Genomic DNA, 15,408 nt, shown 5'->3' with positions numbered 1-15,408 from the left:
TCCCACATTTAGTTCGGTGTGGGTATCGGCTTGCGCATCAGCCTCCCCACCACCAGCGCTCCGAGCAATCCCAATAACCCTGCCACCCACAACACCCCGCTGAACCCTTCCACAAACGCCTGCCGCGCCAGCGGTTGCACCCTCACCCGCGCCGCCTCGGGCACCAGGTTCAGCGCCGCCGGCATATCACCCGCCACCACCCGCGAAGCAATTCCCGCCACCTGCGCCTGCCATTGCGGGTCGATACGTGCGCGCAACAACTGTTCGCTGTGGCTGCTCAGCAGTGCCCCATACACGCCAATCGCCAACATGATCGCGCTGAAGCGCATGGTGGTGCTCATGCCCGACGCCATGCCGGCACGCTCCCGTGGTACGCAGGCCATGATGTTTTTCTGCGTATCGCCATTGAGCAGGCCCGCCCCGGCACCCGTGACGGCTATCGCCAGGGCGAAGGGCAGGTAGCCGCCGACATTCAGCGCCCAGGCGCTCAGCAGGTTACCGCAGCCGACGAGGGTCAAGCCGCTTGCCATCATCGTCGCCGGCGCAAAGCGCCCCGCCAGGCGTGCGCCGATCCGTGGGCAAATCAGCATCGTCAGCGCAAACGGCAACATGCCCAGGCCCGAGGCAATCGCGGAGAAACCCAAGCCGTTTTGCAGGTAAAACGGCAGCAACGTCATCATCACTTGGGCGCAGCCGGCATAGGCGAACATGCCGAGCAGGGCGCCGATAAAACGCGGGTGGCAGAACAGCTGCAGGTCGACCATCGGTCGCTGCTGCAGACGCTCGACCAGCACAAAGATGCCCAATAGCAACGCACCGCCGAGCAGGCGCGCGTAGGTCAGCGGGCTGTCCCAGCCGATGCGGTTGGCCTCGATCAACCCCCACATCAAACACACCAGGCTGGCGCTGAACGCCAGGCTGCCCCACGGGTCGAGGCGTGCGGCCTGGGTATCGCGGGACTCGGGGATGGCGTGCAGCACCAGCGCCATCAGCGCCAGGCCCACCGGCAGGTTGAGGTAGAAAATCCAGCGCCAGCCCAGGTACTCGGTGATCAAGCCGCCCAGGGTCGGCGCGGCGGTCATCGCCACGCCCATGCACGCTCCCCAGAACGCCCAGGCCTTGGCCCGTTCCGCTTCGTCGTGAAAGGTGTGGCCGATGGAGGCGAGCGCCGAAGTGAGCAACAACGCGGCACCGACGCCTTTGATGGCGCGGGCGATATCCAGCCATAGCGCGCTGGGCGCTGCGCCGCAGCCGAGGGACGCGAGGATGAAAATGCCCAGGCCCCAGATCAGGCTCTTCTTGCGGCCGAAGCGGTCGGCGATGCTACCGGCGGGCAACAATAGCGCGGCGAAGGCCAGCATATAGGCGCTGACCACCCACTCGATATCCGCGAAGTTGGCCCCCAGGTCGCGGGCGATGCTCGGCAGAGTGACGGCGACGATATTGGTGTCGAGCACGATCAGCGAGCAGACGCCGGAAGCGGTCAGCAGTGTCAGGCGTGGGCTGACCCGGCTCATAATGTAATTACCCAGCAGGCAATACGAAAAAGGCAGTTGACGGACATCGCAAGGTCTCTCTACTGTTGAAGTGCCTTGAGCTTATCCCCGCGCGCGGTTGCCTTTATTAGTCGCGGTGAAGCACTTCATTACCTTTGAGCTAATCCTTGTATGGATATCCGCCATTTTCGCTACTTCCTGGCCGTGGCCCGGCAGCGCAACTTCACCCGTGCCGCCGAGCAACTGGGCATCGCACCGCCGACCCTGAGCCGGCAGATCCAGGACATGGAAACCAGCCTGGGCACGCGCTTGTTTATCCGCCAGCAGCGCGAAGTCAGCCTGACCGAAGCCGGTGCCGCGCTGCTGGTCGAGGCCGAAGCCACCGTGCGTCAATTCGAATTCGCCCAGCGCAGCGCCCAGCGTGCCGGACGTGGCGAGACCGGACATATCGAATTGGGCTACGTGGCCTCGGCGGTGTATTCCGGGCTGTTGCAGCGGCAAATGCACGGGTTCAGCCAGGCGTTTCCCGACGTGAGCGTGAACGTGCGCGAATGTGCGATGGCGACCTTACCCGGCGCGGTGGCGGATGGGCGCTACGACATTGGCTACGTCCGTTCGCCGATGACCCTGCCCGACGGCGTGGAGGCGGTGCGCCTGCACAGCGAAGGTTTCGTGCTGGCGCTGCCCCAGGATTCCTGGCTGCTGGGGTTGAAGGCTATCGGCTGCGAGCATCTGCAAAACGAGACGTTTATCCTGCCGGAGCAAATCAGCGGCACGCTGCACGTCGCCGCCCAAGGCGGCTACGCGCCGCGCCTGGGGCCGCAGCCGGGCGGGTTGGTCGCGGTGGTGGCGTTGGTGTCATTGGGGCAGGGCGTGGCCGTGGTGCCGGCGTCGGTGGTCGGGCATGTGAGTCTGCCGGGCGTGGTCTATCGCAGCATTCAGGGCAGTGACGCGGCGTCGTGGCTGTCGTTGATTCACCGGCGCTTTGAGCAAGCGCCGGCGGTGGCGCGGTATATCCAGCAGGTCAAGCAAACGCCAACCTGAGGCGTTACACCAGCCGCGGCTGCACGGAATCCGCCAGGCGCGTGAGGATCAGGCAGCACGACACCGCACCGGCATCCAACACGCCCAGCGAGCGTTCGCCCAGGCGGCTGGCGCGGCCGATCTTGGCCACCAGGTCCTTGGTCGAGTCACGGCCCTGTGAGGCGGCGGTTTTCATCGCATCGAGCGCATCGTGGAAGGACGCCCCCCGCGCATGGGCGTGCTCAAACGCTTCGACCGCCGGGATCAAGGTGTCCATCAGGCACTTGTCGCCCACGCCGGCCTCGGTAATGTCCTGCAATGAGGTCAAGCCGCCACGCAGCAGGTGGGCGAAGGTGGCCGCGTCGATGTCTTCGCTGCTACGCACTTCATCGGCCATGCCGATAAACAGGCTGCCGTACAGCGGCCCCATGGAGCCGCCGATGCCTTCCATCAGGCTCAGGGTCAGTTCGTCCAGGGCTTCGGCAAGGCTCAGTTGGCGGCCTTCAATCGTGCGCCCGCAATGCGCGAAACCCTTGGCCATGTTGATGCCGTGGTCGCCGTCGCCAATCGCGCCGTCGACTGCGCTGAGGTACTCACGGTTGGCCACGATCACGCTGACCAGATCGGCGACGATGGCGCTGCCGTCGCGGGTGGAAAAATGCTCGCTCATGGTTCACTCCGCCTGGGTCATGCCGATGGAACGGCAGGGTTGGTCGATCAGGGTTTTCAGCTCAAAGTCGAGGCCGAGCAGGGTCAGGGTCACCCCCATCATTTCCAGGGATGTGAAGTAGTTGCCCACGTAGCAACGGTGGATCTTCAAACCCTTGGCGGTGAGTTGGCGTTCCACCTCGGCGTAGAAAATATACAGCTCCATCACCGGCGTGGCGCCGAGGCCGGAGACCAGCACCACCACGCTGTCGTCATGGCTGAAATCGCGGTCGGCGAGGATCGGCGCGAGCATGCGCTCGGCCATGGCGGCGGCGGGTTCGATCGGGATGACTTCGATGCCCGGTTCGCCGTGATGGCCGATGCCCAGTTCCATCTGGCCGTCGGCAATCTGGAAATTCGGCTTGCCCACGGCGGCAATGGTGCAGGGGGTGAGGCCAATGCCGATCGAGCGGCAGTGGTCGACGGCTTTTTGGGCGACGCGGATCACACCGTCCAGGTCGTAGTGCTGGGCGGCAGCGGCACCGCCGATCTTCCACATGAAGATCTCCCCGGCCACGCCGCGGCGCTTGGCAATCTCGGCCTTGGGCGCGGACGCCACGTCGTCGTTGGCGACCACGGTGCGGATGCGCATGTCTTTGCTGGCGGCCATTTTCATCGCCAGCTTCACGTTCATGTTGTCGCCGGCATAGTTGCCGTACAGGCAGGCCACGCCTGCGCCATGGTCGGCGGCGCGGAAGGCGTCGAAGAAACTTTTGGCGGTGGGCGAGGAGAAAATCTCGCCGACGGCCACGGCGTCGACCAGGCCGGGGCCGACGTAGCCGAGAAACGCCGGTTCATGGCCCGAGCCGCCGCCGGTGACGATGCCGACGCGGCCTTGGCTCGACGGTTTGGCTTTGACGATGACCCGTGGATTGGCTTCGTATTGGCGCAATTGCGGGTGCGCGACCAGGATGCCGCGCAGCATGTCTTCGACCACTTGGTCTGGATCGTTGATGACTCGATTCATAACGCGGGTTCCTGTGTTCTTGTTTTATGGGTTCACAGCTGTTCAGTGTGGGAGGGGGCTTGCTCCCGATGGCGGCGTGACAGTGAGCTCATCAATTACTGAGCCACCGCTATCGGGGGCAAGCCCCCTCCCACATTGGGATGTGTGGTGTGCTTAGGGTTGGAGTACGACCTTGAGCGACTTGTCGCCACGCTCCATCACCGCAAACGCCTCCTTGAAGTCCGCCAGGGCAAATTTGTGGGTCACCACGTCACGCATGTCGATCTTGCGGTTGCCGATGAAGTCGATAGCGCGTGGGTACATGTACGGGCCCAGGTGCGAACCGAGGATGTCCAGTTCCTTGCGGTCGCCGATGATCGACCAATCCACCGTGGCCTCGTCGTTGAACACGCTGAACTCGACGAAGCGCCCCAGTTTGCGCAGCATCGCCAGGCCCTGGTTGACGGCCTTGTGATGACCGGTGGCTTCGATATAGATGTCGCAGCCGTAGCCCTCGGTAATCTCGCGGATCTTCGCCAGCACGTCCACCTCGGCCGGGTTCCACACTTCGTCGGCGCCCATGCGCAGGGCGAGGGCGGCGCGTTCGGGTTTCATGTCGAGCACGATCAGTTTTTTCGGGTTGCGCAGGCGTACCGCACCGATGATCCCCAGGCCCAGGGTGCCGGCGCCGGCGACTACCACCACGTCGTCGAAATCCACATTGGCGCGCTCCGCTGCGTGCAGCGAACAGGCCAGCGGTTCGATCAGGATCGCTTCGTCCGGCGCAATCGAGTCCGGTACTTTATGGATGATGCCTTCCTTGGTGAAGATCATGTACTGGGCCATGGCACCCTGCACATTGTTCTGGAAGCCATACAGGTCGTGCTTCTGGCACATCCAGTACTGACCGTGGTTGCAGAAGCGGCAGCCCCAGCACGGCACGATCTGCTCCGAGATCACTCGGTCACCGACCTTCACCCCGCGCTTTTCCGCGCCGGGGCCGAGAGCTACCACGCGACACACGAATTCGTGGCCGGGGATCATCGGCGGTTTGACGTAGCGCGGTTGCTCGGCGTCGCCCCAGAACGAGGGGGCGCCGCGATAGGTCTTGATGTCGCCCATGCAAATGCCACACAGCTCGACCTTGGTGAGGATTTCATCGGGGCCGGGGGTGGGCACGTCGACGGTTTCCAGGCGGTAGTCTTCCGGACCATGGCAGACCACGGCCTGCATGGTTTTCGGGATGATCGGGGCGAGTTGCTCGGGCGTGCGTTCGGTAACGGTGGACATGACAAAACCTCACGACAAAAAGATCAATTATTGAATGCTGTAGCCGCCGTCGATCACCATGTTGGCGCCGGTGATCATCTGCGCTGCGTCGCTGAGCAGGTACAACGCCAGCCCGGCGATTTCTTCCGGCTGGGCAAAGCGGCCCGTCGGGATCTGCAGTTTGGCCCGCTCGCCGACTTCGCCGGCCCAGGCCTGCTTGCCCAGAGCGGTCTCGACGATGGTGGGGGAGATGGCGTTGACGTTGATCTGCGGCGCCCATTCCATGGCCAATACCCTGGTCATGCCGACGATGGCCGCTTTGCTCGCGCAATACGCGACATGCCGGTCCAGGCCAATCACGGCGGCCTGGGAGGCCAGGTTGACGATGCGCCCGCTGCCTTGGGTGAGCATGTGCCGGGCACAGGCCTGGGCGACGAAGAAGCTGGCCTTGAGATTGATGTCGAGGGTGGTGTCCCAGGCGCTTTCGCTGACGTCGATGGCCTTATCCAGCAAGGCCACGCCGGCGCTGTTGATCAGGTAATCCAGGCGTTGGAAGTGCTCGAAAACCCGGTCGACGGTGTGTTGCACCTGGTCGATCTGGCTGAGGTCGACGGCAATGCCCAGATGTTCGGCGCCGAGGCTGGCGGCCACGGCCACCACCGCCGGGTCGCGGTCCAGCAGCGCCACGCGTGCGCCGCGCTCCACCAGCAGGCTGGCGCAGGCCAGGCCGATGCCGGCAGCGCCGCCGGTGATCACCGCGCAACGGCCGCTGAGGTCGAAGGCTTGGTTCCAGAATCCAGACATGCATGACTCCTCTTTCAATAGCACTGGAGATTCAATGTGGGAGGGGGCTTGCTCCCGATGGCGGTGTGTCAGTCACCTGATCTATCACTGTTACACCGCTATCGGGGGCAAGCCCCCTCCCACACTTGCTCCCACATTTGACTGTATTTCAAGCCAATGACTACTTGCCGCCGCTGACTTGTTGGTACAGCGCGTCGGCGTTGGCGTTGGTCACCGGTACCCACGGCAGGATGTAGGTCTTGGCGGTGCCGTCGGCCCATTTCACGTCCTTGGCATAGCGCTCCCAGATCACCGATTGCGGCTTGTAGTTCTTGCCGGCGAGGGCGCGCAACGCCACGTCCAGCGCGCCTTGGGACTGGGCCTGGGCGTCCTGCAGGAAGGTGGTGACTTCGTCTTTCTTCGCTGCCTGGATTGCATCCGGCATGCCGTCGATCGAAGTGACGGGCACGTCCTTGGATGTCAGTCCATGGGACTTCAAGGCCTGCACGGCGCCGAGGGCCATGTCGTCGTTCTGCGCAATCACACCGTTGATGCCTTTGGGGTGAGCGTTGAGCCAGTCTTCGGTCAGCGCCAGGGCCTGGGCGCGGTCCCAGTTGGCGGTTTTTTTCTCGATGATCTTGATGCCTGGGTGTTTGCCGAGCACTTCCAGCTCGCCTTTTTCCCGGTCGATCTGTGCCGACTGGCCGATCGGGCCCTGGATGATCACCACGTTGCCCTTGCCGTTGAGCTTGTCGACCATGGCCTGGGCCTGCAGGCGGCCGCCTTCCACGTCATCGTTGCCCACGTAAGGCACGGCGGCGTCGGCGACTTTTGTATTGGACGCGATCACCACCACGTCGTTGCTCATGGCCTGCTTCACGGTGCCGACGCCCGCCTTGGTGTCGATGGGCACGAACAGAATCGCGTCGTAGTGCTGGGTCACCATGTTTTCGATCTGGTTGTTCTGCGTCAGGGCGTCGTAGTTGCCGTCGAACACGGTCAATTGCACGGTGCCGTCCTTGACCGCCGGGTGTTCCTTGAGCTCGCGGACCCAGTTCTGCATGAACTGGTGCTCAATACGGCTTCAACCCAGTGTTCATAAGGCCTCACGCAGTGACCACAGCGACCTCAAAGACCAGAAGTACTAAGTTTGTACTAACCCTTGCCCGTCCCTATCTGTACAGGAGGCAGGGTGTTTACTACCTCAAAGTGCGCCCTAAAGGTTCACTGACTAACGCCCTGTGCGTATCATTGGGGTCCACCTCGAAGGCCATAGCGATGCTGTCAGCAAAAGATATTCTGCGACTAACTGAACTCTTCCAGCTTGATAACCCTAATGCGGTCTGGGAGGGGCGTGGCGGTCTGAGGGATACCGTGGAGAGCTTTGCTAATGACATCCTGCGCACGAAGGTGGATCGCTGGGATGCTCACGGATATGGCGACATCTACGAAGAGACCATTCAGCAGCTGCGTGACATTGCAATCATGTTTCCGCTGACAGCCACTCAGGCGGAGGCCATAGCCACGACTCTTGAGGCGTACAAGAGGGGACAGCTATGGTTACAAGGTGACCTAATGCCCCTCACGCAGATGGCTAAAGAACTTGGCGTGGATGCAGTACCACAGCATGTAGCCATATCCAGCGGGCCACAGCTCGTGGTCGCCACACAGATATCCTTTCAGACGCTCTCAGAGGGCTACTTACGGGACCACGATAAGAACCTGAAGAAAGCCTCTAAGGACAGCATCCAAGAGGCCACACGGGCAATCGTAGCGGCCTTAGAGGCTATTGGGTTGGGTTCTGATGTGTCCCAACACACACGGGCAGACCTCGTTAAGGTCCGAGAGATTATTGGTCAGACACGGGCCATAAGTACGGTTAACAAGCTCATTGCCAAGCTCATTGCACTCCTGTCCTGGGGCGAGATTAATGGCCTTATCCCGCATAACTACTCGAAGGGCTTGAAGATCACGAAGGGAGCCAGGAGCAAGCGCCGGGGTTTCACGGAGAGTCAAGCCGATGCTGTATTGGCTGCTGCTGCAACCCATGAGGACCCCAAAGTCTTGTGGATATGCTCGATAGCTGCCGTCACTGGGGCACGTATTCAGGAGATTGTACAGTTAACGAAAGAGGACATATTGTTTGACACAATGGGTCAGGCAGCCGTCCATATCAACGAAGGTGAATATACAGGGGACGATGATGGGGATGAAGCAGGGACCGACAAGTCCATCAAGACCGAGAGTTCCCAACGGCGCATCCCATTAGTCACCACAAGTAGTTGGTTCACGGACCTCGCCGCGTTCATCGAGCACGTTAAGGGTCTCCCAGCTGGTGCCGAGGTGTTCCACCGTAAGCGGCTCGTAGATGAAGCTCGGTTAGCTGTACGGGCTGCTGTAGGCAATGACCCGGCGCTGGTCTTCCACTCTTTCAGGCACACAGTGGCTGGCCTCCTACAGACCAACGAGATAATCCTACAGACCTCAGCGGCCATCATGGGGCATGCAACGGGCAGCATCACATTTGATACCTACGGGACAGCTATGGGCCAGCAGACGCTAAGGGAGGCCCTGGAGAAGGTCCTACCGAGGCGTGAGAGCGCCCTGGCTGATAGCTAAAGGCTCTTGATGTATCATGTGCGGCTTTCTGGCTTTGGAGCTTCACAGTGCTTTCATTAGGTAAGGCTAAGGCCGTCTCCTGGGCGCTTCTTCTTTTCGGTATCACAGCTTTTTTATTGCTGTATATCGGCTGGGCGGTTGTGGTCAGCTTAGGGCATCCCTGGGCTGGGCCATTCAAAATTATGCAGGACACATTCAGCACCGCCATGGGGTGGGCTGCTGTGGCGGTACTTCCGGGCCTTGTTGGGCTGACAATCACGCTACTTTGCCAAGTTGTTAAGGCCGCTAAGGACTAAACAGATGTTGCAACCAAAGCTACACACAGATTCCCTACAGATACACGCGAAGACCACTATCAGGGCTCACTCAGCGTTGCTTAGGACCTTGATTAAGGCCATTGATGAGCTTGCCGAAAGCGGATTGATCGTGAAGGGAACAAGCCCAGGCGGCACCGTTGTGTGGGTTGCTTCAGGTGATATGGTGATCGAGGAGTTCACCTATACAGACAGTGTGCAGCGCGAACAGAAAGCCCTGCGTTTCGGCTCGTGGCTGTGCCTTGCGCTGACCCTGAAGGTTACCCAGGGGTCAGCACGACAAGCTTTCGTGGATACCCTAAAGGCTCACCCGCTACGTTGAGAATTTAAAAACCCTCACTAATAGTACTACACAGAACCCAGCTGATCCCACACAGGAGAGTTGGGTTTTCTTTTGCCTAAATTAACCCAAATAACGTGTTTACATAAACACTCATGGTGGGTATATTGCATCCATCGAGTCGCCACACAGACTCCCCAGCGAACTCCAAAGGACACCTCACCATGCAAGCAATCACCATCAAGTACCTGCCAGCTACCAACACCAAAGGCTCCCGCTTCAAGGCTACTGCCGCCGCTGGCTCCATCACGGTGGGATATGACTACGGCCTGAACACTGAAGGAAACGTAAAGGCAGCAGCAAGCGCACTAATTGCCAAGATGGGATGGACCAAGTCGGCTGGGTACACCGTGGGCTGGGCAGTAGGCCAGATGTCGAGCGGGATGTGGGCTGCTGTCGCTCTCGACGCCTACTCGACGCTTTAACTCAGTAAGCCGCAGCCACCTTTAAGAATGCCCAGGAGGGCAAAACCCGATGACTATTTACAACCTGACCAACTTCACGTCCGCCACAGTCGCCAACAAGATCCTGGGCGCGATGCAAGACGCCATCAAGACAGGCCTTGCGCAGTACGTACCAAACCGCAACGGTCGCCTTTGGCTTCGTGTGGACATCAAGCGCGACGACCACGGGCGCCTGTACTTTCAGTTCCTCACAGACACCATGTGTCAAGAGGTCGGACACCACCTCTTGAAGGCTGCCTTGTTCCACTGGTCCCGTGAGGATGAACGTGAGTTCTCTGGGCTCCATGCAGCGCTGTACAGGCTCCCACAGCATCCTCTGGACATCATTCAGGATGCACGGGAAGCAGCGACGGAGAGGGCGCGTAAGGGCTTCTCTTGGGTGGGGCGTTTGGCCGCATTGGTCGGCTACAGACCGTCTGGGCTCTGGGCCTAAGAGCCGCCTTTTATCCGAGCGTATGCATTAGTGCATATCTATAAGTGCATAAATGCATAATACTGTATGAATGCTCAGTGCTTTTAGCACCCAAATTACCACCTAAAGGAAGACCTCACATGACCTCCCAGACTTCTACCGTTATGCAATTCGAAAAGCGCAACTTTATGGGCATCGAGCTTGACGTGCTCACCGGACACCCTGGACATGACCTGTTGTTCGTAGCGACTCAGGTAGCCCGTGCGGCTGGCTTGAAGAACCCAAGTGAATTGATTAGCCGCTTGGGTAAAACAAAGCTCAGCGCTGAGGTCCTTAAACTTGGGTCTCTGGGCCTGTCTGCGGAAATTACGGAGACCCTTGGGCAGAACGTACAGGCCAAGTCTTGGATGTTCCCTGAATCAGCGGTCTACGCAATGCTCCTAAGGGGCCACGCCCCAGCCTCTGAGCCGTTCCGCAAGTGGGTCACAGAGGAAGTCCTACCGACCATCCGCAAGACCGGCAAGTACAACGCTGAGGAATCCACCAACCCAATCGCCCTGGGCGTCATGGATGAGCTGAAGACCCTTAGAGGCGAGGTAGGGGAGCTTAAGGGTCTTATTGAAATCTTGATGGCTCGCCCAGCAGTTACCACCAGCGCTGAAGGCACCTCAAACCCTGTAAGTACCTACCTGTGCCCTGAGGTCCACACCGAGTTCGTATGGCGTCACTTCGACCGGAAGCTGCTTATCAAGCTCTGTGACATGAAGGGGCTCAGTGTGCCTGTAGCTGACAAGGTGAAGTCTGCCGTGTTGGTGAAGCTCGAAGCTGCCTTGCTGGACCTGTGGAACTCTACGGACCACCGGAAGCTACGGACAGAGCTGTCGCAAGGTCCCGCTAAACGCCCCTGGGCGCGGTTCCCACTGGACTTCTTAAAGGAGCACATGAACCAAAACGCCTACGTGATAGCCCTTGAGAAGGCGCTGAATGAGCAGCTGTCCAAATGATTACTCACACTCCTACCCCTGGACAAAACCACGTCCTGAGCAAGGCCCTGACAGCCTTCGCGTCACTCGATAAGTACCACAAGGACCTTCGGGACGTTCTCGACATCCTCAAGGACATGGCGGATTACGCTGAGGACCAGCACCCAATCAGCCTGGAGGATTACAGCGCTGCATCTGACTGGACAGGCGCCTTGGGAATCGTCACGTCTTACGGCCACGGGGTCTACTCGTTCCCATACCTCTCTGAGGGTTTCTGCAAGGACCTCATGCTTGAGCTTGATTGTATGGCCTACAGCGTGAACTACGAGGAACCCGAAGAGGCTCAGATTCCTGAAGTCACCCTCCTGACTGAATGCCCAGCGCTGTTCGATTGCTTACACAGTCTGTGGGCAAACGCGGGGATTCCTTTAGCCAAGGTACTGATGGGCCAAGACCCAAGTGAGCTGAAGACCATACAGGCCGCTCAGTACACTCCAGAGAACACACCTCGTGGTCACTGGCATAACGATAAGGATTCTGACGTGACTCTCGTAGTCGCTCTAACAGCAACTCATAAAGGTGGCGGTACGTTGGTACACACAGGGCCTTTCAGCGAAAACATAGTTGTCCCTCAGTTGCCTGTCGGACACGGGATGTTCTTCAACGGGAAAGCCCACAGGCACTACGGGATGGCCGTAACGGAAGGCGAGAGGAATCTATTGGTTCATTGGAGCGAAGTTAAATGAGTGGCAATTCTTTTCATGCTGGAGATAACACTAAGACGGACCTGTGCAACACCCAACTAAGGGCGGCTCATGCACTAACGAATACAGAGAGTAGCACAGCGCCATCATTTGGCAAGCCGATAAGTGGTATCCGGTTTTACTCTCAGGTTCCGCGTGTTTGCGATGAGGGCAAGTTAACCGCATACCACGAGCGCTGCGAGTTCGCGTTAGGCCTTGGACCGTGTGGGCTTTACGTTACCGCTCTCACCCTTGAGCTTACTAAAGACTTTCTAACCATCATCCAAGAGACCCACGCGCCTTTTCCTGCGATGGGTTATGGCGTCAAGAAGTTTATCTACTTAGTAAGAGAAATACTTGGTCGGGTAGAGGTCACTTCCGTGTAACGATCCGTCTCGGGATTAAAAACCCTCACTAATAGCACACCCATCCTTCCCTCTATGAGCCTTTAACTTAGAGACTTCTTTAAGTTCCCTCTAAGGACCCTTTGCGGCCTCAATTTAGTAAATCACCTAACTACTAACTAACTAACCATCTTCATAACTTATTGGAGGCCAAGCGGCCTCTAAGGGATTCCTGTGTCCGCAGAACGACAAATCAAAGTAACTAATCACGACTTCAGTGAGATAACTAATATTTCCTCGTGGGCCTACGAGACCCTCGCAGAACTCTACGGTCCAGACTTGGCAGCTACTCAGCTCAGTCTTGAGCATGAAGCCTATACATTGGGCGAAGAGCACTTTAAGAAAGTCCTTGAGCGTTCTATTGATCGCAATGAGTTTGCAGACAACGCTACCGCTAAACCCGTGTTGTCTGCCTTGGTCCCCTTAATGGCTGAGGCTTTTGATAAGTGGGTTGAGCACCAAGTAACTAAAGTCCGCCGTAAGCATGTTGGGCTTCAATACTTCCAAATGGTCAAGGCTGAGAATGTTGCCTCAATAACTGTGAAGGTAGTTCTTAACATCATCGCTAAGAAAGGCCCACAGAGCATCCAATCCATGTGTGTCTTTCTGGGTCGCGCCCTGGAAGAAGAAGCCCGCTTTGGTCGTATCCGGGAACAGGAGGCTGAACACTTCAATAAACGCATCCGCCCAGCTCTCAACAAGCGCAATGGACACACCTACAAGGTGAAATTCCTTGAGAAGGTCGAGGCCCACATGCAGGACGCTAATGAGCTGCACACTAAGTGGTCCTCTTGGGACGCCCTGGATAACGACATGACCTATCACATGGGCATTCGTATGCTGGAGATGCTGATTGAGTCCACGCAGCTTGTGGAGGTCAAGCGGGAATTTGCAGGCAACGTGAAGTTAGACGGCGAGTTCGTCCACCTGACCCCTGAGTGGGCCGACAAGCTGTGCAATCGGGCGTATTCACTTGCAGGGATCACCCCACGCTACCAACCAATGATCGTACCGCCCCGAGAGTGGACCGGGATGATTGGTGGTGGTTACTGGGCGAAGGGGCGTAGACCTGTTCCGCTGATCCGTGTGCGCTCAAAGAAAGCCGCCCAGCGCTACCATGACGTATCCATGCCCGAGGTCTACAAGGCCGTGAACATCGCCCAGGCGTCCGCTTGGAAGGTGAACACTAAGGTTCTTGAAGTAGCCAAGGCGGTAATGGAATGGAAGAACGTTCCAATCGACAAGTTCCCCACTGCTGACAAAGAGGTCTTGCCGGTCAAGCCCACGAACATCGACGAAGACCCCGAGGTCCTGAAGGCCTGGAAGAAAGCCGCGTCCACTGTGTACCGCAAAGACCGTGCAAGGGTAAGCCGTCGTCTGTCCTATGAGTTCATCGTAGAGCAAGCCGATAAGTTCTCTGAGTACGAGGCTATTTACTTCCCGTACAACCTTGACTGGCGTGGCCGGGTCTATGCGATCCCTTCATTCAATCCCCAAGGGAACGACATGACCAAAGGGCTCTTGATGGCTTCCATCGCTGAGCCTGTAGGAAAGGAAGGCATTGAGTGGCTGATGATCCACGGCGCTAACTGCGCAGGGGTCGATAAGGTCGCTTTTGATCAACGTAAACAATGGGTGAACGATAATGAGCAACTTATTCTTGGCTGTGCCGCTGATCCACTTAGTAACACCGAGTGGTCCTCAATGGATTCCCCGTTCTGCTTCCTCGCGTTCTGCTTTGAGTGGGCTGGTGTTAAAGCTGAAGGCCCTAACTGGTGCAGCGCCTTACCCATTGCTTTTGACGGTAGCTGCTCTGGGATTCAACACTTCAGCGCAATGCTCCGTGATGAACGTGGTGGTCGTGCAGTAAACCTGTTGCCTTCGGATACCGTGCAGGACATCTATCGGCTTGTGTCTGATGGTGTGAATGTTGAGGTCCGTAAAGACCTGATTGAAGGCACTGAAGACAGCACAGCGGTGATGACCAACAAGAAGACCGGAGAGATTACCGAGCGCCGCGTATTGGGCACAAAGACCCTGGCCGCTGGCTGGCTTGGTCACGGTATCACTCGTAAGGAAACCAAGCGTTCCGTTATGACCCTTGCTTACGGCTCAAAGACCTTCGGGTTCACCGATCAGGTACGCGAGGACATCATTCAGCCCTCTATTGATGATGGCGAAGGTTCCCAGTGGTTCCCTGATGCACAGCAGTGTGCCCGGTACATGGCTGGTCATATCTGGGACGCTGTAGGCCAGGAGGTTGTTGCAGCCGTTGAGGCCATGTTGTGGCTTCAGAAGGCTGCAAAGCTCCTGGCAACCGAAGTGACCGCGACCAAGCGGACCAAGAAGAACCCTGAGCCTGAAGTCCTCAAGCCGTGCATGCCTGTTTACTGGGTGACACCTGACGGATTCCCTGTGTGGCAAGAGTACATGAAGCCTATTCAGCGCCGTGTGGACCTGATGTTCCTCGGAACGGTTCGCCTACAGGCCACTATCAACGTCCGGGACTCCAACAACATCGACGGGGCCAAGCAGGAATCAGGTATCTCCCCGAACTTCGTACACAGTCAGGACGGGTCTCACCTACGCAAGACGGTCGTTAAGGCGTCTGAGTGCTACGGCGTGGAGTTCTTCGCGCTGATCCATGACAGCTTTGGGACCATCCCAGCGAAGGCCGGGGCGATGTTCAAGGCTGTACGCGAAACGATGGTTGAGACGTACACAGAGAACGATGTCTTGGAGGACTTCCGGGACCAGTTCATGGAGCAACTGCACGAGAGCCAGCTTGAGAAGATGCCACCAATTCCCGAGAAGGGGACTTTAGATATCTCGAAGATCCTTGAGAGTCAATTTGCGTTCGCTTAATCCCACCAGATTTAAAAACCCTCACTAACAGCACAACCA

The 15,408-nt window shown here is 58.3% G+C and carries 13 protein-coding genes and 1 pseudogene; 8 read left to right on the top strand and 6 right to left on the bottom strand.

The annotated features are described in order from the left end of the window. Nucleotides 1-8 precede the first annotated feature (8 nt). Nucleotides 9-1,517: an MFS transporter gene (locus ACP7CJ_RS12235; RefSeq protein ID WP_426101419.1), complete on the bottom strand. Its 1,509-nt coding sequence runs from the start codon at nucleotides 1,515-1,517 to the stop codon at nucleotides 9-11. A 150-nt stretch (nucleotides 1,518-1,667) separates the two neighbouring features. Between ACP7CJ_RS12235 and ACP7CJ_RS12230 the strand changes: the two genes are divergently transcribed. After that, the gene (locus ACP7CJ_RS12230) at nucleotides 1,668-2,540 is read left to right on the top strand and encodes a LysR family transcriptional regulator (RefSeq protein ID WP_253395180.1); all 873 of its coding nucleotides are present in this window, start codon (nucleotides 1,668-1,670) and stop codon (nucleotides 2,538-2,540) included. A 4-nt stretch (nucleotides 2,541-2,544) separates the two neighbouring features. Here ACP7CJ_RS12230 and dhaL read toward each other — a convergent pair whose 3' ends face one another. From dhaL to ACP7CJ_RS12205, 5 genes and pseudogenes are all read right to left on the bottom strand, one after another. Beyond that, nucleotides 2,545-3,189 carry a dihydroxyacetone kinase subunit DhaL gene (dhaL, locus tag ACP7CJ_RS12225; RefSeq protein WP_253395182.1) on the bottom strand — a complete coding sequence of 215 codons (645 nt, stop codon included), beginning with the start codon at nucleotides 3,187-3,189 and terminating at the stop codon, nucleotides 2,545-2,547. Between the two features lie 3 nt (nucleotides 3,190-3,192). Further along, a complete protein-coding gene (locus ACP7CJ_RS12220) occupies nucleotides 3,193-4,194 on the bottom strand; it encodes a dihydroxyacetone kinase subunit DhaK (protein ID WP_426101420.1) in 1,002 nt (333 codons plus the stop codon). Nucleotides 4,195-4,347: 153 nt separating this feature from the next. Then, complete coding sequence (locus ACP7CJ_RS12215) at nucleotides 4,348-5,463, bottom strand: MDR/zinc-dependent alcohol dehydrogenase-like family protein (RefSeq protein WP_276193380.1); 1,116 nt, start codon at nucleotides 5,461-5,463, stop codon at nucleotides 4,348-4,350. 27 nt (nucleotides 5,464-5,490) lie between these two features. Continuing rightward, a complete protein-coding gene (locus ACP7CJ_RS12210; RefSeq protein WP_276193379.1) occupies nucleotides 5,491-6,246 on the bottom strand; it encodes an SDR family oxidoreductase in 756 nt (251 codons plus the stop codon). Between the two features lie 160 nt (nucleotides 6,247-6,406). Further along, a pseudogene (locus tag ACP7CJ_RS12205) lies at nucleotides 6,407-7,303 on the bottom strand (substrate-binding domain-containing protein); the annotation flags it as partial. 35 nt (nucleotides 7,304-7,338) lie between these two features. Here ACP7CJ_RS12205 and ACP7CJ_RS12200 point away from each other — a divergent pair. From ACP7CJ_RS12200 to ACP7CJ_RS12170, 7 genes are all read left to right on the top strand, one after another. Then, nucleotides 7,339-8,844: a tyrosine-type recombinase/integrase gene (locus tag ACP7CJ_RS12200; RefSeq protein ID WP_426101422.1), complete on the top strand. Its 1,506-nt coding sequence runs from the start codon at nucleotides 7,339-7,341 to the stop codon at nucleotides 8,842-8,844. Between the two features lie 300 nt (nucleotides 8,845-9,144). Continuing rightward, nucleotides 9,145-9,480, top strand: coding sequence for a hypothetical protein (locus tag ACP7CJ_RS12195; protein ID WP_426101424.1), 336 nt, complete (start codon nucleotides 9,145-9,147; stop codon nucleotides 9,478-9,480). Between the two features lie 182 nt (nucleotides 9,481-9,662). Further along, entirely contained in the window at nucleotides 9,663-9,923 is a 261-nt protein-coding gene (locus ACP7CJ_RS12190) for a hypothetical protein (RefSeq protein WP_426101426.1), read from the top strand. A gap of 49 nt (nucleotides 9,924-9,972) precedes the next feature. Beyond that, complete coding sequence (locus ACP7CJ_RS12185) at nucleotides 9,973-10,395, top strand: hypothetical protein (protein WP_426101428.1); 423 nt, start codon at nucleotides 9,973-9,975, stop codon at nucleotides 10,393-10,395. A gap of 119 nt (nucleotides 10,396-10,514) precedes the next feature. Then, nucleotides 10,515-11,378: a BRO-N domain-containing protein gene (locus ACP7CJ_RS12180; protein WP_426101430.1), complete on the top strand. Its 864-nt coding sequence runs from the start codon at nucleotides 10,515-10,517 to the stop codon at nucleotides 11,376-11,378. Further along, complete coding sequence (locus tag ACP7CJ_RS12175; RefSeq protein ID WP_426101432.1) at nucleotides 11,375-12,103, top strand: hypothetical protein; 729 nt, start codon at nucleotides 11,375-11,377, stop codon at nucleotides 12,101-12,103. Before ACP7CJ_RS12180 ends, ACP7CJ_RS12175 begins: the two co-directional genes overlap by 4 nt. 575 nt (nucleotides 12,104-12,678) lie before the next feature. Then, nucleotides 12,679-15,369, top strand: coding sequence for a DNA-directed RNA polymerase (locus ACP7CJ_RS12170; protein ID WP_426101434.1), 2,691 nt, complete (start codon nucleotides 12,679-12,681; stop codon nucleotides 15,367-15,369). The last annotated feature ends 39 nt before the right edge of the window (nucleotides 15,370-15,408 follow it).

It is taken from the genome of Pseudomonas sp. PSPC3-2 (assembly GCF_049897085.1).
In the GTDB taxonomy this organism is placed as follows: domain Bacteria; phylum Pseudomonadota; class Gammaproteobacteria; order Pseudomonadales; family Pseudomonadaceae; genus Aquipseudomonas; species Aquipseudomonas paraveronii.
The sequence above is the reverse complement of the archived record's forward strand: the minus strand, read 5'-3'. Positions and strand labels throughout refer to the sequence as shown.